This window comes from Pseudomonas sp. CFBP 5748, from assembly GCF_053850495.1.
Genome location: NZ_JBSPTN010000003.1, coordinates 195,325 through 216,330, shown reverse-complemented (window position 1 = coordinate 216,330; position 21,006 = coordinate 195,325). Strand labels below are relative to the sequence as shown.

The 21,006-nt window shown below is 57.0% G+C and carries 21 protein-coding genes; 13 read left to right on the top strand and 8 right to left on the bottom strand.

What is annotated here, in order from left to right:
• Window positions 1–81: 81 nt before the first annotated feature.
• The 9 genes from ACWNZ1_RS08605 to ACWNZ1_RS08565 all read left to right on the top strand — a co-directional run bounded on the left by ACWNZ1_RS08605 (window position 82) and on the right by ACWNZ1_RS08565 (window position 9,072).
• Window positions 82–1,515, top strand: coding sequence for an HD domain-containing phosphohydrolase (locus tag ACWNZ1_RS08605; protein ID WP_256452879.1), 1,434 nt, complete (start codon window positions 82–84; stop codon window positions 1,513–1,515).
• Between the two features lie 196 nt (window positions 1,516–1,711).
• Window positions 1,712–2,266 carry a LuxR C-terminal-related transcriptional regulator gene (locus ACWNZ1_RS08600; RefSeq protein ID WP_256452878.1) on the top strand — a complete coding sequence of 185 codons (555 nt, stop codon included), beginning with the start codon at window positions 1,712–1,714 and terminating at the stop codon, window positions 2,264–2,266.
• Between the two features lie 322 nt (window positions 2,267–2,588).
• Entirely contained in the window at window positions 2,589–3,293 is a 705-nt protein-coding gene (locus ACWNZ1_RS08595) for a heavy metal response regulator transcription factor (RefSeq protein ID WP_135845479.1), read from the top strand.
• Window positions 3,290–4,666 carry a heavy metal sensor histidine kinase gene (locus ACWNZ1_RS08590; RefSeq protein ID WP_320109820.1) on the top strand — a complete coding sequence of 459 codons (1,377 nt, stop codon included), beginning with the start codon at window positions 3,290–3,292 and terminating at the stop codon, window positions 4,664–4,666. The genes ACWNZ1_RS08595 and ACWNZ1_RS08590 overlap by 4 nt, the downstream gene beginning before the upstream one ends.
• Before the next feature lie 160 nt (window positions 4,667–4,826).
• Window positions 4,827–5,087 (top strand): DUF2790 domain-containing protein, encoded by a 261-nt coding sequence (locus ACWNZ1_RS08585; RefSeq protein ID WP_135845477.1) that lies wholly within the window; start codon window positions 4,827–4,829, stop codon window positions 5,085–5,087.
• Between the two features lie 43 nt (window positions 5,088–5,130).
• On the top strand, window positions 5,131–6,183 hold the full coding sequence (locus tag ACWNZ1_RS08580; RefSeq protein WP_280943994.1) for an oxidoreductase: 1,053 nt from the start codon (window positions 5,131–5,133) through the stop codon (window positions 6,181–6,183).
• A gap of 69 nt (window positions 6,184–6,252) precedes the next feature.
• Window positions 6,253–7,575, top strand: a complete 1,323-nt coding sequence (locus tag ACWNZ1_RS08575) for an NTP/NDP exchange transporter (protein WP_265072028.1) — start codon at window positions 6,253–6,255, stop codon at window positions 7,573–7,575.
• A gap of 45 nt (window positions 7,576–7,620) precedes the next feature.
• Complete coding sequence (locus ACWNZ1_RS08570; protein ID WP_280943993.1) at window positions 7,621–8,121, top strand: lipocalin-like domain-containing protein; 501 nt, start codon at window positions 7,621–7,623, stop codon at window positions 8,119–8,121.
• Between the two features lie 315 nt (window positions 8,122–8,436).
• Window positions 8,437–9,072, top strand: coding sequence for a hypothetical protein (locus ACWNZ1_RS08565; RefSeq protein WP_456027559.1), 636 nt, complete (start codon window positions 8,437–8,439; stop codon window positions 9,070–9,072).
• Window positions 9,073–9,113: 41 nt separating this feature from the next.
• Here the strand turns inward: ACWNZ1_RS08565 and ACWNZ1_RS08560 are convergent, their stop codons facing one another.
• From ACWNZ1_RS08560 to ACWNZ1_RS08545, 4 genes are all read right to left on the bottom strand, one after another.
• Window positions 9,114–9,659: a hypothetical protein gene (locus ACWNZ1_RS08560; RefSeq protein WP_046062426.1), complete on the bottom strand. Its 546-nt coding sequence runs from the start codon at window positions 9,657–9,659 to the stop codon at window positions 9,114–9,116.
• A gap of 96 nt (window positions 9,660–9,755) precedes the next feature.
• Entirely contained in the window at window positions 9,756–11,171 is a 1,416-nt protein-coding gene (locus tag ACWNZ1_RS08555) for an amino acid permease (protein WP_046062427.1), read from the bottom strand.
• 175 nt (window positions 11,172–11,346) lie between these two features.
• Complete coding sequence (locus ACWNZ1_RS08550) at window positions 11,347–12,402, bottom strand: ornithine cyclodeaminase (protein ID WP_265072027.1); 1,056 nt, start codon at window positions 12,400–12,402, stop codon at window positions 11,347–11,349.
• Window positions 12,403–12,452: 50 nt separating this feature from the next.
• Window positions 12,453–13,487, bottom strand: a complete 1,035-nt coding sequence (locus ACWNZ1_RS08545; RefSeq protein ID WP_256452873.1) for a histone deacetylase family protein — start codon at window positions 13,485–13,487, stop codon at window positions 12,453–12,455.
• A gap of 119 nt (window positions 13,488–13,606) precedes the next feature.
• Between ACWNZ1_RS08545 and ACWNZ1_RS08540 the strand changes: the two genes are divergently transcribed.
• Both ACWNZ1_RS08540 and ACWNZ1_RS08535 read left to right on the top strand, forming a co-directional pair.
• Window positions 13,607–14,107, top strand: a complete 501-nt coding sequence (locus tag ACWNZ1_RS08540) for an Lrp/AsnC family transcriptional regulator (protein ID WP_135845468.1) — start codon at window positions 13,607–13,609, stop codon at window positions 14,105–14,107.
• A gap of 885 nt (window positions 14,108–14,992) precedes the next feature.
• A complete protein-coding gene (locus ACWNZ1_RS08535) occupies window positions 14,993–15,127 on the top strand; it encodes a hypothetical protein (protein WP_272949226.1) in 135 nt (44 codons plus the stop codon).
• Between the two features lie 193 nt (window positions 15,128–15,320).
• Here ACWNZ1_RS08535 and ACWNZ1_RS08530 read toward each other — a convergent pair whose 3' ends face one another.
• Window positions 15,321–15,497 (bottom strand): hypothetical protein, encoded by a 177-nt coding sequence (locus tag ACWNZ1_RS08530; protein WP_158296356.1) that lies wholly within the window; start codon window positions 15,495–15,497, stop codon window positions 15,321–15,323.
• Between the two features lie 93 nt (window positions 15,498–15,590).
• Window positions 15,591–15,944 (bottom strand): winged helix-turn-helix transcriptional regulator, encoded by a 354-nt coding sequence (locus ACWNZ1_RS08525; RefSeq protein WP_135845467.1) that lies wholly within the window; start codon window positions 15,942–15,944, stop codon window positions 15,591–15,593.
• Window positions 15,945–16,046: 102 nt separating this feature from the next.
• On the opposite strand from ACWNZ1_RS08525, the gene ACWNZ1_RS08520 reads away from it, so the two are divergent.
• Window positions 16,047–16,793 (top strand): NADPH-dependent F420 reductase, encoded by a 747-nt coding sequence (locus ACWNZ1_RS08520; RefSeq protein ID WP_135845466.1) that lies wholly within the window; start codon window positions 16,047–16,049, stop codon window positions 16,791–16,793.
• Window positions 16,794–17,383: 590 nt separating this feature from the next.
• The gene (locus ACWNZ1_RS08515) at window positions 17,384–18,931 is read left to right on the top strand and encodes a TerC family protein (protein WP_256452872.1); all 1,548 of its coding nucleotides are present in this window, start codon (window positions 17,384–17,386) and stop codon (window positions 18,929–18,931) included.
• A 117-nt stretch (window positions 18,932–19,048) separates the two neighbouring features.
• Here the strand turns inward: ACWNZ1_RS08515 and ACWNZ1_RS08510 are convergent, their stop codons facing one another.
• Together ACWNZ1_RS08510 and ACWNZ1_RS08505 are read right to left on the bottom strand one after the other, a co-directional pair.
• Window positions 19,049–20,017: an ABC transporter ATP-binding protein gene (locus ACWNZ1_RS08510; protein ID WP_256452871.1), complete on the bottom strand. Its 969-nt coding sequence runs from the start codon at window positions 20,015–20,017 to the stop codon at window positions 19,049–19,051.
• Entirely contained in the window at window positions 20,017–21,006 is a 990-nt protein-coding gene (locus ACWNZ1_RS08505; RefSeq protein ID WP_456027558.1) for an ABC transporter ATP-binding protein, read from the bottom strand. The genes ACWNZ1_RS08510 and ACWNZ1_RS08505 overlap by 1 nt, the downstream gene beginning before the upstream one ends.

The following is a 21,006-nucleotide window of genomic DNA, read 5'->3' as shown; positions in this document are numbered from 1 at the left end:
CAGCGATACTCGGCGGCTGAGGTATCGGTCATTTATCCGAGGCCATCAATAATGTTCAATCGGATGCCCGGAGGAAACGACATGTCGGCAGGTGACTGTATCGAATTGGAAGACGCCATTCTGGCGTTGTCCATGGTGGGCGACCTGAGCATGGGCCAGCCGTTCGATCAGTCGCGCCGTACCGCCCGATTGGTGCAGATGCTCGCGCAGGCGTGCAATGGCGCCGGCGAGCACACCGAGATCGGACGCCAAGTGGCCTTGCTGCGCTGGTCAGGCTGCACCGCCAATGCCGAGGGCTTCACCCGGCTGCTGGGCGATGACGTCGAGGGCCGCAACGCGATGCTGACGCATACCCTCAATGCGTCGGGCCAGCGGGCGATGCGCAGGTCCACGCCGCTGGCACAGATTCATTGCGAGGTGTCCGGTGATATCGCCCATACATTGGGCTTGAGAACCGAAGTCGAACACGGGCTGCGTCATGTGTTCGAGCAATACGACGGGGAGGGAAGGCCGTTCGGCCTGCGTCACCCGCAGGTGCCGGAGGTGGTTTATCAGGTGTTGCTGGCAGGGGATCTGGAAATTCTGTCCCGCAGCCACGGCCTGGAGGTGGCACTACAGTGGATCACCAGCAAGCGCGACCGACGTTATCCAGCAGCGCTTGCCACCGAAATGTTGAAACACGCTACGGACTGGTTGGAGCAACTGCGCACGCCACAATCTGTTGATCCACGGGAAACCACCGCACAGGTGCCGCTGACCCTGGTCGGCGATGTGATCGATCTCAAGCTCCCGTGGCTGTCGGGCTATTCGCGTCGCTCCTCAGAGCTGGTGCGCGAAGCCGCCAGGCTTTCCGGCCTGCCGGCATCAGCCGTTGACCATCTCGGCCAAGCGGCGCTCATCCATGGCATTGGCCGCGCAGCAGTGCCCAATCGAGTCTGGAACATTCCGGGAGCGTTATTGGAGGGCGATCTTGAGCAAGTGCGGTTGGTGCCTTACTGGACGTCGCGGGCCTGCGGCCAGATACCGGCGCTGGCAGTGTCGGGCCAGATAGCGGCTCACGCGTACGAGCGACTGGATGGCAGTGGTTACTTTCGCAGTCTCAGCGGTGACGCGCTGCAAAGCGAACACCTCTTGCTTGCCGCAACCCTTGCTTGGCAAGCGTTGCTGAGCGAGCGACCGTGGCGACCGGCCCTGAGTCAGAGTGATGCTGCCCACCTATTGCTGGAGGAGGCGGACCAGGGACGCTTTGACCGACGCGCCTGTCAGGCGGTCATCGCGGCGGCGCGCGGGGACACAACGATGACGGCCTGCAAGCCTGGCGGTGGCCTGCTTTCCGAGCGTGAAACCGAAATTCTACGGCGCATCAGCGCAGGGGGAAGCAACAAGGAAGTGGCGCGTCAACTGGGCATCAGTCCGAGCACGGTCCGTACCCATGTGGAAAACGTGTTCCGTAAACTTCAATGTACCACCCGTGCGGCTGCGACCCTTAAAGCCCTGACGCTAAGGTTGATTTGAGACCAAGCGCAATTCGCCGATAGTTGTTTATTGCGCGATATATCATTTATTCGAAACAAAAATAACTTATTCGATTATCGAAGAAATATTATTTTGATTTTGATCAAAAAGATGCAACGCGCTTTTTAGCAAATCTACTTAAGATTAAGCGACGGACCTGCCAAACAAGATTGAATAAAATAACCAGGAGCTGAGCATGATGGACCTGAACGGTTTTAGTTGCCTATCAAGCAATGCCGAGAGCCATGCCATGGCGGCTCATCATGTCTGGCTCATTCCAGGAGCGCTTCCAGACGACGGTTTTGAAACGAAAGTGGGGGTGCCTTATTGGACGTCGCCTGCCTGTGGCCAGTCTGTTGGACGCTCGTTGGCGGCTCAGAGGGCGGTTCAGTCTTATGAACGGCTCGATGGCCGCGGCTACATCCGCGGCTTCGAAGGCGATTCAGTACAGATCGGCTATCGGCTGCAGGTTGCAACACTGACCTTACAGGCATTGCGCAGCCAACCCAGCTTGAGCGAGGAGGGCACGCGCGCCATGGCCGCCTCCAGAATAAGCAGCAGCCCGCTCTCCGAGCGTGAAGCACAAATCTTGCGCTGCATCAGTGAGGGAGGCAGCAACAAGGAGGTGGCGCGGCAGCTTGGCATCAGTCCGAGTACGGTGCGCACTCACGTCGAAAACATGTTCCGCAAGCTGCAATGCACCACCCGCGCAGCGGCCACACTCAAGGCGATGAGTCTGGGATTGATCTGACTCAGAGTGGAATATGCAGCGTCGACAGCACCCTGACGCAGCCCCATGAATGACAAATGTAAATCGTCGGGCTAAGAGAGCCTCGTGCGCGAAGACGCGAGTTGTGCGCTAGCTTTCTCCCCTGGGCAGTTCCGCGAAGGAAATCTGCTATCAGCTCGGGTTCAAAGCCCCGGCCTATCTGACAAGAATGTCAGCAAACGGTCAGGCTCAGGACACCTTTGTTCTGTAGTCTGGGGAATGGTGCACACAGCCTGTCCAGGATCCTTGTGAGATGGATAAAAGTCTGTCTCGACCCGCGCCGCTTCTACGGAGGAGTTACCCGATGCGTTTGCTCATCGTCGAGGACGAAGAAAAGACGTCCTCTTATGTGCACCGTGGCTTGAGCGAGCTCGGCTACATCGTTGATGTCGCGACTAATGGCATCGATGGCCTGCACTACGCGCTGGAAATGGATTATGACGTCGTTATCCTGGATGTCATGTTGCCGGGCAAGGACGGCTACGGCGTGCTCCAGGGCTTGCGCCTGTACAAGAAAACCCCGGTCATCATGTTGTCGGCAAGGGGCACGGTGGATGATCGCGTCCGTGGGCTGCGAGAGGGTGCCGATGATTACCTGGCCAAACCTTTTTCATTTGCCGAACTGGTCGCGCGTATCCAGGCATTAATCCGGCGTTTCGCCGACGACACGGCCGACCCGACGCACTTGCGCATCGATGACCTCGAGGTCGACCTGCAATCGCGTAAGGTCACCCGGGCCGGGGTGCGGCTGGACCTGACGGCCAAGGAGTTCTGTCTGTTGAGCCTGTTGGCGCGGCACCAGGGCGAGATTCTTCCCAAATTGATGATCGCCGAACAGGTCTGGGACATGAATTTCGACAGTGACGCCAACGTAGTCGAGGTTGCGATCAAGCGTGTGCGCGCTAAAGTGGATGCGCCTTATCCACGCAAGCTGCTGCATACCGTCCGTGGCATGGGCTATGTACTGGAAAGCCGCGAAGCCGATGGCAGGCAAAATGGTACGCCATGATGAAAGGATCGATATCCAGGCGACTCGGCCTGATGTTTGCGCTTTCGGTCATGCTGATCACCGCGGTCAGTGCGACGCTGTTGCGCTGTTCCTTGAAGCAATCGCTCGAAGATCAGATGCAGAACGAGCTGATCCTGCGCCATTCCGTACTCGATCCGGTACTTGCAAAGTACGATTCACCGGCGTTCTGGGTCGGCTTGCGTGAGAAGCTGGATGGCCTGACGCCCACGGACGAGCGGGTGCGTTATTGGGTCCTGGTTGATGACCCGGCCTACAGTTATGGCGGGGCCATGCCGGACGGCCAGGATTGGTCGAAGCGCCCGGATGGATTCTCCACGGTCGAGATACCTGACCGAGATCGTCCCATGGTGCTGCTGATCAAGACCATTGCCGCCATGGGTAGCCGGCCGGAGTTGCGCTTTATTGTGGGACTCGATTCAACACCGTTCATGAAGACCTTGGACCAGTTCACCAAGACGCTGATCCTGATTTCGGCGCTGGGCGTTGTGCTGGTTGCATTGCTCGGTTACTGGATTGCGCGTTTTGGCCTGGGGCCGGTCAGGCGCCTGAGCCGTCAGGCCAACAGCCTGCCGCCGGGGGATTCGAAGCAGCGACTGGACACCGAGGCGCTGCCAAGCGAATTGCAGGAGTTGGCGGTGTCGTTCAACGGCGCCTTGGCTCGCCAGGAAGCGGCCTGGTGCCAGCTCGAAGGGTTCAATGCCAATGTGGCCCACGAGCTGCGAACGCCGTTGACCAACCTGATCGGGCAGACCCAGGTTGCGTTGGCCCACGGGCGGGACGTGAATGAGCTTCAGGATCTGTTGCAGTCCAACCTCGAAGAGCTGGAGCGGATGGGCACTATCGTCAATGACATGCTGTTTCTGGCGGGTGCCGAAAGTGGGCAGCGGGCGACCGAGCTCAGTGATGTCTCGCTTTATGAAGAGGCGTCGAAGACCGTGGAATACCTTGAGCCTGTCTTGCACGACAAACAGCTGAGCGTGGAGATCGAAGGCGACATGCGTGTATGCATCGACCGACGCCTGTTTCACCGTTCCCTCGCCAATCTGATACAGAACGCGGCGCGATACGCGGTGCCGCAGAGCGTCATCATCGTCCGCCTGGAAAGTCATGGCATGCAGGCCGAGGTGAGCGTTTCCAATGCGGGCGAACCCATCGACAACGTGCACCTGGAGCATTTATTCGAACGCTTCTATCGCGCCGACGCCGCCAGGGCCCGGAGCGACGCGCACCATGGCTTGGGGCTTTCCATTGTGCGAGCCGTGGCGTCCATGCACGGTGGACGAGTGTTTGCCCACAGCAAGAATGGGCTCAATACCTTCGGATTTTCCCTGACGAGCCAAGCGGCGCGCTAGTCGCAGGCCTTGGCTGAGCGCTGTTGCGTCTTAGCGAACGCCGGTGTTTCCCCAGCATCGGCGTTTGACATCTTCCTGTCAGTCAGCAGTCACCTTGACGTCAGTGTCCCCCTCCTAGAGTGCTACGACCATCCCGGTAAAGGCAGTCGTGGAGTCCATCATGAATATCCAAAACCTGTCGATCGCCAGTCTGCTGGCCGTCATCACATTGAGCGGTTCGCCTCTGTTTGCCAAAGAAAACAAGGAACCACCGGCTTACGAATATGGCATGCCGCTGGACATCGCCCACGCCATTCGCATCGAGGTCCCGAGCTCGCAAGTGTGTGAGGTCGTGCGGGCAAAAATGACCTACGTGGATACGCAAGGGGAAATCCGCCAAGTCAGCTATCTGCAACAGGCTGAGGCGTGTTCCATCCAGTGAGCGCCGACCGTGTCGGTTCATTATTCAAATAGAGGATTCAACCATGTGGAACACAACCTCCTCCGCAATCGGCGTTCTGAACACCATAAACCCGCTGATGAGACTGGGCCGAGCGCTTCTCGCCGGTGTCGCGCTGCTCAGTGCCGTAAGTGTCGAAGCGACGGCTCGTGTCGCACCGAAACCCGACTGGTCGACCAACGACATACCGTCGCAGCAGGGCCGAATCGTCCTGATCACCGGTGGCACCAGCGGCATGGGTTATGAGGATGCGCTGGCACTGGCGCGTGCCGGCGCGCAGGTGATTATCGCTGCTCGCAATCCAGAGCGCGGCGCGCAGGCCATTGCACGCATTCAACAGTCGGTGCCCGATGCCAAGGTGCAGTTCGAGGCCGTGGACCTGGCCAACCTTTCATCCGTGCGCGACCTGGCCCAGCGTCTTAATCAGAGGCTGCCGCGCCTCGACGTGTTGATCAACAATGCCGCCATCATGGCGCCGTCCGAACGAGGTACATCAGCCGATGGTTTCGAACTTCAGTTAGCAACCAATTACCTGGGGCACTACGCGCTGACCGGCCTGTTGGTGCCACTCCTGCGTCAAAGCCAGGACGCCCGCGTGGTGAGCCTTTCAAGCATTGCAGCGACCCGTGGCGCGATAAACTTCGATGACCTCCAGGCCAACCAGAAGTACGACCCGTATGCGACATACGCGCAATCGAAACTGGCCATCCTGCATTGGGCGTTCGCGCTGCAGCGGCGCAGCGATGCCGAAAACTGGGGCATTCGTAGCATCGCCGCGCACCCCGGCGTTGCCGTAACCGAGTTGGTCGAACGCGGCCCCGGCCTCAACAGTGAATTCGGCCAGCGCTGGGCCCAGGACCGCGACGCCTACCACTCAGCGGCACAAGGGGCGCTGCCCACGCTGTATGCCGCCACCGCTGCGCAGGCCGTCGGCGGCGCTTATTACGGGCCGACCGGAGACCAGGAAAAGCGCGGTCCGCTGGGTTTTGCCAAGACGCCTACTGCAGCGACCAGGGAGGCGGATTCCGATCGGCTTTGGACGGTCTCCGAACGGCTGACCGGTGTCATCTACCCCTGATGCAACCTTGGGCGCGGGTGTTCGTCCCGTGCCCACCCTCTGGCCTGTTGCCGTCTTCCTGGAGTTCCCATGAGTACGCCTTCCTATCTGCACCGGCTGAGCCTCGCCCTTAACGCCCGCGACGATGAGCTACGTCCGGCGCTGTACGGATTCCTGCTGTTCCTGTGCCTCTTCACCGGTTACTTCATGCTGCGCCCGATCCGTGAGTCGATGGGCATCGCGGCGGGCGTAGAGAACCTGCAATGGCTGTTCACCGCGACCTTCCTGGTCATGCTGGCAGCGGTTCCGATGTTTGCCTGGCTCAGTTCCCGGGTACCGCGCTTGCGCCTCATCGACTGGGTGTACGGCTTCTTCGGCATCAACCTGCTGATGTTCGTCGAATTCTTCCAGTTCCAGCCGGACAGCGTCTGGCTGGCCCGGGTCTTTTACGTCTGGATCTCGGTTTATAACCTGTTTGTCGTGTCCGTGGCCTGGAGCTTGATGGCGGATGTATTCGACAGCGAGCAGGCCAAACGTTTATTTGCCTTTATCGCTGCCGGTGCCAGCATCGGCGGTCTGCTGGGGCCGGCCCTGAGCACGCTGCTCATCGGTATCTTCGGTGCCTCTGGGTTAATGCTGCTGGCGGCTTTGTTGCTCGGTGCCACACTTGTCTTGAAACGGGCACTGATGAGATGGCGGGAAAAGGGTGGGGCCGGCCGACCCGGCGCCGCGCCGACGCAAAGTCCTCGGCAGCCATTGCGCGGCAACCCGTTCAGCGGTTTGACGGCCGTGCTCAGATCACCTTACCTACTGGGGATCGCCGGGTTCGTGGTGCTGTTGGCGACCGTCAGCACCTTTCTTTATTTCGAGCAGGCGCGCCTGGTGGCCGAGCACTATCCGGATCGCGAATCGCAAGTTCGCATCTTTGGCACCATCGACATCATCGTGCAGGCGGGCGCGTTGCTGTCCCAGTTGTTCATCACCGGTCGTATCGCGCCGAAGCTGGGGGTACGTGCGTTGCTGGCCGTTGTCCCGCTGCTCATGTGTATCGGCTTCCTTGGCCTGGCGTTGGCGCCCGGGTTTGCGCTGCTTACGACGTTGATGATCGTGCGACGAATCGGCGAGTACGCGTTCGTCCGGCCGGGCAGGGAAATGCTCTTCGCGCCCTTGGATGCCGAGAGTAAATACAAGGCCAAGAACTTCATCGACACCGTGGTTTATCGCGCCGGTGATGCCATGAGCGGCTGGGCCAAGAGCCTGCTTGACATGCTGGGGCAGGGCGCCGGCCTGGCCGCGATGATTGGCGCGTGTTGCGCGTTGCTGTGGGGGTACTTGGGCTGGCAATTGGGACGGCAGGCCGATGATGCCGCTTCGCGGGAGCTACGCCTGGCAATTATCTCGGCCAGGGCATGAAGATTTTTATTCTCCATCGCGCCCTTACAGTGAGAGGTGATACGGATGACTCTAAAAAGCAGGGTACTGGCAGTAAGTGCGGTCATTGCCTTTTCGGTTTTCTCCACAGCTTTTGCGGGCAAGGAAAATTCGTTGGTCGGCACCTGGCGCATGATCAGCGCAACGGTTGAGCGCCAGGGCAGTAGCTCGGATGCTTATGGACCCAATCCTCATGGCTGGCTCGTTTTCACCCCAGAGTTGACGTTTATTGAAGTGCTCACAGATCCGCGTGTGCCGCCGTTTCGCTCCAACGTGCGTGGCGAAGGCACCGATGAGGAAAACCGCGCAGCCATGCGCGGTAGCATCGGTTTCTTTGGACGATACACCGTTAACCCGAATGGCGAGTTCATGGGCAACACCGTCGAAGGGGCTACATTTCCAAACTGGGTGGGCGCGGTGCGTACCCGGGATGACTTGCAACTGAAGATCGACGGCGACCGGATGGTAGAAGATTTTCGGCGCCCGGATGGGGCGAAGGTTCACATCGTCTGGGAGCGTGTAAGGTAGCTGCGAAGTATCTTCCATGCTGGCCATGCTTGATTTGAGTGTCCTCATGCATCGGCCGGTCTGGAACCGTGAAGCCGAAAACAAAAATCCGATGCCTATTCCCCGACGAGCACGGCATCGACCGCTGCAATGGCCAACCTGGCAGAAAGCGTGGCTATTTCATCGCTACCAGGCGCTGGGTTAAGCCAGCTTGTTCAAGGACGAGGAAATGAGTGTAGGCCACTAAATGATGGCCTTTTGCTTTTAAGCGGATCCCGCTAGAATCCATTCCCCTCTCTATGAGCGGCATTAGTAAAATTACGCAAGGATGTCGATATGCAATTTGCAAAAGCCGTAGGCCTTGCCTTGGCCTTGAGCCTGAGTGGATGTGCCAGTTTCACCAAAGATGAAGTAGCCCCCGTGAATCTGCCTTCAATGGCCAGCTACTCGAACAAGCCGAACGTCTATGTCGATTTCGATTTCTATCAGGGCGATCCCGACAATGCCAAGGCCACCGAGGTGCCGCAGGCTCGCGACATGCTCAAGCCCGACCTGAAGCGAACCTTCGATGAATCAGGGCTTTTTGGGCGCGTGGTCTTTGACGAATTCCAGAAGCAACCAGGCGATTACAGTCTTCGATTGAAGGTCTACAACCATGCGCCAGGCGGAGGGCAAATGGTCCTGGCGTTCCTCAGTGGCTTCACGTTCACGATCATTCCTGCGTTGGCGACCGACCAATACACCATGAGCCTGGAAACCCTGGACGAGCAGGGTCAGCCGTTGGGCAAGACCAGCAATCATGATGCGGTCAACACCTGGATGGGCATCTGGTTCCTGCCCCTGGCAGGTAATACGCCCAAGGCGGCCATCACCGACACCTTCAACCGCCAGGTCAATGCGCTGTTGAAGAACTGGGTCGACAACAACCGCATAAAATACTCCGCTGTCGACACCCATATTCCACGGGGCTGACACCAATAGAAAAAGAGCCGCAATCGCGGCTCTTTTTTTGATCACTTCAACGCTTGAGTGAACTGCGGGTCGCTGTACAAGCTCTTGAGCAAGTCTTGCAGCATAGGGTTGTAGTTGTTCGCGGCCGCCGGAATGGCGATCGGACCGAAGAAACTGCTGTCCCAATCACGCTGCACATCCTTAGTGGTTTCGTATAGAACCTGATCACCTTTACGCAGCGTGAAGCGCGCAGCCACTTCGCCATGGCCGCTGCTCATGCCTGCGGTGAGCTGGCTCTTGACCAACTGAACCTGCAGCTGCCGGTCAGCACGAGGGTCCAACAGACCGGCCTGGCGGAGCTCATCGTTGATCGCGGCCTGGATGTGCAGTGGAACACTGCCCTCGGGCGACGAAATCGGGTTCAGGCGTACCATCAGCGACCCTTGACCTGAATCCGCATTCACCTGCGTCTCGCGCAAGGGCTGCATGGGTGCATTTTGCTTGAGCTGCTGAACGTTCTGAAAGTTGGGTTCATAGCGGGTCATGGTCACGCCACAGCCTTGTAGCAGCAGCGCGCAGAACGGTAGAGCCAAGTAGAGCTTCTTCACAGCAAATCCTTATGTGCTTTTTTAGAAGGCGTGATTATCGACAGATGGCCTTAAGCTATCAAGGATGAGTTGAGGTTTACGCTGCACCCAAACATCTCAGCCGTATTGACTGGCAGCTTCGGCAGCGGTTTTAGGCTTCCTGGAACAGGTCAACTGGTAAGCAATTGCCAACCAGATGAACCAAGCCGGCATGACCATCAACGCAATACGGGTGTCAGGTCTCAATGCCAGCAGACAAAGAACAAAGCTCAGAAACGCCAGGGAAAACCAGGCCATTGGTACGCCGCCAGGCATTTTATAGGCCGATTTCGCGTGCAGCTCAGGTCGCTTTTTGCGATAGGCGATATACGATGCAAGGATGGTCGACCAAGTAAAAATCACCAGGATTGCCGATACAGTGGAAACAATGGTGAATGCGGTCATCACTTCAGGAACGATGAAAAGCAGCAGCACCCCCACGAGCATTAACAGTGTGGTGAACGCCAGGCTCAGCAGAGGCACGCTATTGCTCGACAGACGTCGGAAAATCCCCGGAGCGTTGTCCTGGTTGGCCAGTCCGAACAGCATGCGGCTAGACGAAAATACACCACTGTTGGCCGAGGAAGCGGCAGACGTCAGCACCACAAAGTTGACGATACCGGCTGCCGCGGGAAAACCTGCAACCAGGAACAGCTCGACGAAAGGGCTCTTGTTGGGCGATACCTGTTGCCACGAAGTCACTGCAATAATGCAGGCCAGTGCCAGCACATAAAACAGGATGATTCTCAGCGGAATCGAGTTGATGGCTTTCGGTAGCGTCTTCTCGGGGTTGCGGGTTTCGGCGGCGGCGGTACCGATCAGTTCGGTGCCGGCAAATGAGAAGATTGCCATCTGGAAACCGGCAAAGAAACCGAACAGGCCGTTGGGGAACGCGGCTTGTTTATCCAGCAAGTGGTTCAGCGAAGCAGTAACACCGCTGGGTGAGACAAAGGAGCTGGCAATCAGCACCATGCTGACGCCAATCAGGGTGATGACGGCAATGATCTTGATGATCGCGAACCAGAACTCCACTTCACCAAAAAGCCTGACCGTCAGCACATTCAAGGCGAACAGTGTCATCAGCATACCGATGGCCGGTATCCAGGCGGGTACATCGGGGAACCAATACTGAAAAAATCCGCCGACCACGACGGCATCGCCTATCACCGCGACGCTCCAGCTCAGCCAATATGACCAGCCAAGGAAGAATGCCGCGCGCGGGCCGAGGTAGGCACCGGCAAAATCCGCGAAGGTTTTGAAGTTCAAGTTAGAGAGCAGCATTTCGCCCATGGCACGCATGACGAAATAAACGAACATACCGATGATCATGTAGATGAGGATGATCGACGTGCCCGAGAGGGCGATGATCTTCCCGGACCCCATGAACAGGCCTGTACCGATGGCGCCTCCCATGGCCATTAACTGAATGTGACGATTGCTGAGGGTGCGCTGCAGCGCGGGCTGTTCAATCAGCCCTGAGGGAGTTGATTTCATTACAAAACCTCTTGATTTTATGTTTTTGAGTTTTGGCAGAAAAGTGGTGTCTTGCGTATTTGTTAGAGATGCAACGGCTACTGACGGTGGTTGTTTTTGCAGAGCGAGATTTGCCGCGTACCCACAGTGGTACGTAGCCCCTTGGCACTTTGCTCAGGGGCATCGCCTAGGGTTTTCAGCTCACTGTGCGCAGGCGTGAGGGGACGATTGCTGGCTGCTGATCGAGGATTTGATAGAGGTTTTTTATGTTGGCAGGCGTCGGCACCAAGTGGATGTGCTCACCGATTGCATACTCCTGGGCCAGGTCTAGCACGTAGCGCAGTGACGAAAAGTCTTCGAGGGCAAAACCCACCGAATCGAACACAGTGACCTGTGCGTCGTTCTCGCGGCCCTTAATTTCGCCTTGAACAATCCGGAAAAACTCGACGACGGGAAAGTCGGCTTCCAATTGCTGGATGTCACCTTCAATCCGAGTCTGAGGTTCAAATTCAACGATGACCCGGGCATTGCGCAAGATCTCGGCGTGCAGCTCGGTTTTCCCCGGACAGTCACCCCCTACGGCATTGATATGCATGCCGGGCTCGATCATCTCGGGCGTCAAAATCGTTGCGTAGGCTTTATCTGCGGTGACCGTGGTGACGATGTCTGCGCCCTTGACCGCTTCTTGCACAGAGCCGGCCAGGATCACCTCAAGATCCGGGAATGCGGACAGGTTGTGCTTCAACTTAAGCGAGGCGTCACGATCGATATCGAATATGCGCAGTTCCTTGATCGATAGCATTTCATGGAAGGCGAGGGCCTGAAATTCGCTCTGGGCGCCATTGCCGATGATGGCCATGATGCTTGCATCCGGGCGCGCCAGGGACTTCGCCACCAAGGCAGAGGTCGCTGCAGTGCGCACAGCGGTGGTCAGCGTCAGTTCACTGAGCAGGGTTGGATAGCCGCTGTGGACATCGGCCAGGACACCGAAGGCCATGACCGTCAGCAAATTGCTTTGACCGTTGTCCGGATGACCATTGACGTATTTGAACGAGTACTGCTGGCCATCGTCGGTCGGCATCAACTCGATCACACCCTTGGCCGAATGATTGGCGGTGCGGGGCGACTTATCAAACTGCGCCCAACGTGAATAGTCAGCTTCGATGTAATCTGCCATTTCGCGGATTGCGCGGCGAATGCCCACTGTGGCGAACAGGCGTGCGGCATGATCGACGTCTATAAAAAGAGTCATGTTTTTAGTCTCCGGTTCAGTAGTAACAACGTTGCGGGGCAGGGGACGACTCAGGGGCGTTTGCTCTCGAAGCCATGCAGCACATTGACCGCATTGATTCCGATTTCATCGACCATATAGCCGCCTTCCATCACGAACAGAGTGGGGCAACCCACATCCGCTATCAGCTCGCCGATGCCGATGAAATCTTCGCTTTCCAGCAAGAAGTGGCTGATAGGGTCGTCCTTGAACGTGTCGACGCCGAGTGAAATGACCAGCACTTCAGGGGCGAATTGCTGGAGTTTCCTGCAGGCGTGGAGCAGGGCATTGCGATAGCTTTCCCAGGTCGTGTTTTTCGGCAACGGGTAGTTGAGGTTGTAACCTTCGCCGCGGCCGGCGCCGACTTCGTGGCTAAAGCCTGAGTAGTACGGATAAGAAACCGCGGGTTCGCCGTGCAGCGACACGAACATGACGTCACTGCGTTCGTAGAAGATGTTCTGGGTGCCGTTGCCATGATGGAAGTCGACGTCCAGTACCGCGACACGTTTCGCGCCTTGAGTAATGGCCTGTTGTGCGGCAATGGCGGCGTTGTTGAGATAGCAATAGCCACCCATGTATTCACGCGCTGCGTGATGGCCGGGCGGACGGCACAGGGCGAAGGCACTGTCGTGGCCTTCATCGATCAGCGCCAGGCCGGTGAGGGCGATGTCAGCACTGGTCTTTACGGCTTGCCATGTGGTCGCGGTAATCGGGGAACCGGCATCCATGGCGAAGAAGCCGAGCTTTCCGTCGATGAACGTCGGGACTTGATCGTTGGACAAATCGCGCACTGGCCATACCAGCGGCAAGGCATCGTGGGTACGCCCGGTCGCACACCATTGTGACCATGCGCTTTCAAGAAAGCTGACGTAGCGCTCGCTGTGCGCATTGACGTAACACGACCGGTCAAAGGCCCGTGGCTCGACGATCTGGCCAAGGCCTACCTGCTTGATCCGATGATGGACGGTATCGGCTCGGCTGGGCTGTTCGAAGGACGGCTTGAGCACGCCGTCTTTCAACTCGGTGCCGTGGTGCAAGCGATGGGAATCACTGAAAACTGTAAACATTCTGCGCATCCGTTAATTTGAACCAGTGCAAATATTCTCTTCCGGTCTGGATGCGCTTTCTTTGCTTTATTTTCGTGGTCTGCTAGATTTTTCGGGCGTTTTTACTCAGGAATTGCGAAATGCGGAAAAAATCATCCAATCGCATCAGTCTCGACGAGACTGACTTGGCGATACTCACCTTGCTGCAAGATGATGCGAGCATTTCCAACGCCGAGCTCAGCGAGCGCCTGTCGCTAAGCCTCACGCCTTGCTGGCGGCGGCGAAAGAGAATGGAGGAGGCGGGCGTGATCAAGGGCTATCAGGCTAACCTTGATCGACGCATGCTGGGGTTGGATATCATGGCGTTCGTGCACATCCGTTTTTCCACCCACGCCGATCACGCTCCCGACGCCTTCGAGGCGGTGATTGCGCAACTGCCCGAAGTGCTGTCCTGTCACAAGATCACCGGGGATGCCGATTACGTGCTGCAAGTGTTGGCAGAGGATCTTGATAGCTACAGTGATTTTATCGAGCAGGTGCTCAGGCGTCAGGTGGGTATTGCATCCATTCAGTCGAGCCTGGCGTTGCGCGAGGTCAAGACCAGTAGCCGTATTGCAATACCCAAATCGACCAAGGAGTGAGTGGGTTAACGATTTTCCCCTCTGCACAATACTTGGGCATTATTCTGAAGATGCGTACCGGCAGCGCGGCGAAATTCGCATGCCTGATCTCTCAGGACGGCGAAGATAGTGGCAAACACCACTCGCTAGCCTGTATGCTCATCGCGAACCTGGATTTCCATGTTCAAAACAACGGGCTGTTTCAGACCAAACATAGCTCATCAGCCAGCGAGAGACTTTTCGTTTAGCGATGACGCCGGCCAGGCTGTACCAAGCGATTGCTGATGGCCAGGCCTAAAAATTACTAGGTGCCCCTACCTAAAGGAACTTTAGATTAGGGCTACTAGAAAAATCGGAGCGTTGCACGTTGAGTGCAACGCCCCAGAATGATGTAGTGCGTTGCCGAGGATCGGCTTGTGCCTACACGCTCAAGGTGTCAGGGCCTGTTGCAACTGAGGAGTTCATTCAGTTGCAGAGCACAGACGCGTCACGCACCTGAATCGCGTAGACGGACCGATAGCCCTTATCGGCTTATCAGGAAAAAACCACCGGGGGCGCCTTAACCGCGTCTCATGGTAGCCGCTAGATTCGGCGCGCCTCGGCTGCGCTGGGTTTGTAGCCAAAAAATAGCGCTCTCGATATGTGCCCCCGTGCGAAGTCGAGAGCCCAAAGAACTCTTCATCTATCGTGATGTGAGAGCAGAAGAAGCGCAGTGCATTCGAGGATCGGGTGTCTGATGCGAGTTCTTAGCAATGGCCGTCGATGAAGATGAGCCACTGGCAAGAGCGTTATCAAGCTTGACGCCGGCCATTTCCGTGGCCGAGCCTCGGCCGTACCTATCATGGGTGCGCAATTAATCTCGGCTGAAACGCCCACGTCTATTAGCTCATGCATAGGATTACGACTATGAGCACTCGCCGTGGCGCACCTGACTGGCTGAAAAAAACTGCCTCCTGGCTTGCAGCGTTGGCTGTATCCGAAGCTTTTCGTGAATGCTTTCGCCAGTTGATTCGCTGGATTGATGAAATAAGGAGCAGCTAGATCGGGTGTTTAAGGGCGGCCTATGAGAGTGGGCAGCCCTTTTTAAAGCCTATCCCATCCATATCCAGTCCAGCTACAGCGGTGAGTCCAGACTGTAAAACATGCAGGGCTGATACCTGGCTGAGCAGGGCGGCGGAGTGATTTATCCACCAAGTTGTGCTCACATTGCACTGCGCCCTGGCCAATCTAGACATCATGGTTTGACCAGTGTCAGATCAGCCTCCGTTGCTGCCGGGTTTACGAACAATTGGGGAATATTGGCTTCCTCGGGATACTGCGTGGCGGCTCGTTCAAACGCTTCGCGAACACCCTGACCGAATCCAATCGCGCGGCAAAGTCTTTCGCTGCCGTCGGGGATGGCGCCCTTCATGTCGATCGCGGTATGTATGTGTTCGGATCGTAAGAGTTCGGCAATCCCGTCGCGACAAGCAGGTTAGGGGTATGCGCGGAGGCCCAATAGCTGTTAGATGTGATCACGCCTCATCTCCGCCCATTCGATCAACGCTTGGATCGATGGCCCGAGCGCATGGCCGATAGGCGTGAGTTGGTACTCCACCCTGGGTGGCACCTGCGGGTACACCGTCCGCAGCACGATACCGTCCTTCTCTAGCTGCTTTAGCTGTTGGATCAACATCTTCTGATTGATCCCTTCGATAAGCTTCTCCAAATCTGAGAAGCGAAGCGCATCCTTTGCCGCGAAGAGCTGACACAAAATGATGATTTTCCATTTTCCTTCCAAAACGCGAAGAGTTTCAGTAGTCGCCTCAGCCCACTCACGCCGATTTCGCGGATCGCTGCAGTTCCATTCCCGTTCCATTTCTTTCTCTCTAGTGAGTTACCCACCTTTTGGTGCGTACTTACCATTATCTCATGAGCACTCTAAAGTCGGTGCAATACGATCAGTTCAAGAGGCTCAGCCATGAAAATAGGCATTATCGGGACCGGTAACATCGGCGGCACAATTGCCCGTAAGCTCAGAGCTGCGGGGCATGAAATCCGAGTAGCCAATTCTGGAGGTGTCGATGGTGTCCGTGCGTTCGCCGAAGAGATCGGTGCGGAACCTGTAGACATTCGAGGAGCGGTAGATGGGGTGGATGTGATCGTACTGTCGATACCGCTACCTGCATTGAGTGCCTTGCCGTCCGACCTGTTCACCGCCGTACCTGACAGCGTACCGGTGGTCGACACCAGTAATTACTACCCTGGTTTGCGTGACCCACAAATTGCTGAGATTGATCAAGGGATGACGGAAAGCGTCTGGGTTACGAAGCAGATCGGGTGCCCTGTAGTAAAAGCTTTTAACAATGTCCTAGCCTATACATTGGCAGAGCTAGGTCGTCCGAAGGGTGCTGAAGGTCGCTTGGCGGCAGCGGTGGCGGGTGATAATCACGAGGCAAAAGAGACGGTGATGTCATTGGTTGACCAGGCTGGCTTCGATCCGGTCGACGGAGGTTTTCTTGAAAAGTCCTGGAGGCAACAACCGTCCACACCAAGCTACTGCTGTGACTACGACGCCAAGACCATGCGCAGGGCGCTTCTGTTAGCAGTTAAGGGGCAGGCTGCGGCGAAGCGCGATGAACTGCCTCAACACTTCATGAAGCTCGGGCCGAACCCCACCCATGCCGATGTTGTAGCCATGAACCGCTCCTTCCACCCGCTGGATTAACGTTCGCCAAATACGAGCGATTCAAATGTATACCTGGTTGTTTAGCGGATGAGCGACTCCAGTGGTGGGGTAGTAGTTGGCGGATCTGCTTAGTTCGGTTTTAGGGTGCAGGTGACAGCATCTGTGTAGATCATAAACATCGTGTTTAACATAATATACATTACACGTAACACAATGTTTCCATTTCAGCCGAGTCATCCAGCAGATTTGAAGCCAGCAACACCTGGCCTCAAGGGCAAAATCTTGCACGGGTGCTTTATCGTCTCACGTTCAGTTTGCTCACGGACCACCTGCCCACGACGCTGTGTGAAATCTGCAGCACTCAGCTCGGCATAAGCCCATCCGTGTCGCCCGCGCTGCGCGGGATCAATCGCCATCCTGTCAGATCCTGTAATAAATCGTCTCGTATGAAGCGTTGGAAACCGTTGTAGGATTTCTTCCCCAATTATTTCCAGGTCTGTATGAACACGCTCCAGGAACCTCCCAGTAGCTTTCCAAAGAACAGAATTCACTCCAGCGCTCCTGCGCTCTGCCTACGTTTGTTGCAGCCTTCTTCCTTCGCATTGATCGTCCGAGGGAGCGAATAACCCATGGAATGGATCGTGGACCCCACGGCCTGGTTGGGCCTGCTGACCTTGATCGTGCTGGAGCTGGTGCTCGGCATCGATAACCTTGTATTCATCGCCATCCTGGCTGACAAACTTCCGCCCGAGCAGCGCGACCGTGCCCGTATCATCGGCCTGTCCCTGGCGTTGCTGATGCGCCTTGGCCTCCTCGCCAGCATCTCCTGGATGGTGACGTTGACCAACCCGCTGTTCGAGGTCTTCGGCAAGACGTTCTCGGGCCGGGATTTGATCATGCTGTTCGGTGGTGTGTTTCTGTTGTTCAAGGCAACCATGGAGTTGCATGAGCGACTCGAGGGCCACGTGGCGCAACGGTCCGGCAATGCCGCCTATGCGATGTTCTGGCCGATCGTTGCGCAGATTGTGGTGCTGGACGCGGTCTTTTCCCTGGATGCGGTGATCACGGCCGTGGGTATGGTAGAGCACCTGTCAGTCATGATGATCGCGGTGATGTTCTCGATCGGCTTGATGATGATCGCGAGCAAGCCGCTGACAAAATTCGTCAATGGGCACCCTACCGTCATCATGCTGTGCCTGGGTTTCCTGATGATGATCGGCTTCAGCCTCACGGCTGAAGGCCTGGGTTTCCACATTCCGAAAGGCTACTTGTACGCCGCGATTGGTTTCTCGATTCTGATTGAATTGTTCAACCAGCTGGCGCGCTCCCGTCGCAAGAAAAGCCTGCAAGGTCTTCGGCCGATGCGCGAGCGTACCGCCCATGCGGTGTTGCGCCTGCTGGGCGGTCAAAAACTGGGAGCCGATGAGGTCGGTGAGGAAATCGCCGACCTGCTGGAAGGCGACGAACCGGAGCAGGTTTTCCATCGGCGCGAACGGGTCATGATCAGTGGCGTGCTGCAATTGGCCGAGCGCCCGATACGCAGCGTGATGACGCCTCGTGCACAAATCGACCACCTCGACTTGGCAGATTCGGCTCAAGAAATCCGTACGGCGTTGATGCATTCTTCGTACTCACGCTTGCCATTGATCCGGGAAGGACGCGTGGATGAGCCGCTAGGCTTTGTCCATAAGAAAGAATTGCTCAAGGAAATACTGGCGGGCAATCAGCCGAATCTGGAAGTCATGGCGCGCAAAGCCATCAACTTGCTCGACAGTTTCACGATCCTCAATGCACTGGAGCAGATGCGTAAGGAGTCGACCCACATCGCGTTCGTGGTGAACGAGTTCGGTGACTTCGTCGGCCTTCTCACTATGACCGACATCCTGCAATCCATTGCCGGTGAGCTGCCGGATGCCAGTGAAATCGAAGGACCGAATATTGTCGCCCAGGATGGAGGTTTCCTCGTCAGCGGTGCCCTGAATCTCAGTCAGGTCCGCGAACACACCGGGTTCCAGGCGAAAGCGACGGAAGATTACCAGACGCTTGCTGGGTTAGTGATGAGCCTGCTGGATCGCTTGCCGATGATTGGAGACATGCACAGTTGGCAAGGATGGAGCATGACCGTGATGGAGGTCGAAGAGCGTCGGGTGACCAGGGTGCTGTTGCGTAAGGAATAAGCACAGAATGAGGCCGCATTTGCGGCCTTGTTCATTTTCGCCTTGCCTGCCCCAACGCTTATTCAGTCTTTTGGCTCTTTCCGTTTCTAAGGTGGGAGGATTGGCGAAACCAGTGACTCAATCCTGTAAATGACATCGCACACTCCGCTGCTCATCGCCCAACAAGGCCTGCGGCTTCTCGCAGCCAACGGTGCATAGATTGCAGCGTTCGCGGAAGAAGCAGCCACTGGGTAGTCGACGGTTCCCCGGTAATTCGGTAGGTGCCGCAACTTGCTCGTCGTGGAGTGGCACGCCCAGTCGTGGTACCGCTTCGAGCAATAAGCGAGTATAGGGATGACGTGGCTCATCGAGCACTTGAGCAGCGCTGCCCAGTTCAACGATTTGCCCCAAGTACATGACCGCTACCCGATTAGCCATATGACGCACCACTGATACGTTGTGAGAAATCAGGATGTACGTCAGATTGCGGGCACTTTGCAGCTCTGCCAGCAAGTTGAGAATCTGCGCCTGAACCGAGATATCCAGCGCCGATGTGGGTTCGTCCAGGACAATGATATCCGGGTCTGACGAAAGGGCTCGGGCGATGGCGATGCGCTGACGCTGCCCCCCGGAAAACTGGTGCGGGAAACGGTCCAGGTACTCCGGGCGGATGCCGACTTGGGCCGCGACCCTGGCGGCCACATCGCGCATCTGCGCATGGCTGACATGGCCTCGGGCGTATAACGGCTCAGTGATTATTCTCCAGATAGGCAGGCGCGGATCAAGCGAAGACTGTGGATCCTGGAAAACAATCTGAACGTTGCTACTGCCCTCGCCGCTGCGATTGGCCCAGTTCAGTCCACCGCTGCTGGGCGGCACCAGGCCCATCAGCAATTGAGCCAAAGTGCTCTTACCGCAACCTGACTCGCCGACAATACCCAGGGTCTCCCCTGCCCGTACCTGAAGATCAATACCGTTCAGGGCGTGGGCATACCCGCGCGGCCGCCCCAACCAGTCATTACTTACGGGGAAACGCACGTGAACATCGTTCAGTTGAAGAATCGTGGGTGCCATTGGGGTGATGGGTTGAAAGACTGCACTGTTCATCACGAAAGCTCCTTGACCGGTAACCAGCACGCGCTTTTACGTTGGTCATTACCGTTGATGGCGTTGAGACTCGGGCGTTTGGTGCAAACCGGCATGGCGTACGTACACCGCTCCTGAAACGTGCAGCCCACGGGCAGAGAGGCCAGGTTCGGCACCTGACCGGGAATGGTCAGTAGCGGCTGGCCCGGCTCGACCATTTCCGGCAGACCACTGAGCAACCCTTGCGTATAGGGATGCTGCGGATTCCCCATGACGTCAGCCGTGCGCCCCTCCTCGACCACAGCCCCTGTGTACATGACGTACACCCGGTCGCAGAACTGTGAAACCAATGCCATGTCATGGGTGATGAGCAAGATGGCCGTGCCCCGCTGCCTGGCTTTTTCTCGTAACAGCAACAGCACCTGGCGTTGCACGGTCACATCGAGGGCTGTTGTAGGCTCGTCGGCGATCAGCAATTGGGGTTCGCAGGAGAACGCCAGCGCGATCATCACCCGCTGACGCATACCGCCAGACAGTTCGAAAGGATAGCTCTCCAATACTTGTTCCGGACTGGCTATGTGCATGTCGCGCAACAGTGCGATCGCCTTGAGACGGGCTTGGGCGACGCTGATCTTCTGGTGATGAATGATCACATCGAGCATTTGCCTACCGATCCGCCGCGTCGGATTCAAGGCGGTCATCGGCTCCTGGAAAATCATCGCGGCATCGCGTCCACGAATCGTCAGTAACTCCTTTTCAGGCGCTGCCAGCATGTCGCGACCGAGCATGCTCAGGCTGCCGGCCGTGATGCGATAGCTGCGCTCTGGCAGCAATCGCATGCTGAGCATGGCAGTGACCGATTTGCCCGATCCGGACTCGCCGACGATACCGACGATTTCGCCGGGATTGACGTGTAGCGACACGCCATTCAGGGCTTTGACATTGTTTTTGTAAGCCGGGAATTCCAGGCTCAGGTTGTCGATGGACAATACTGGACTCGACGCATGCAT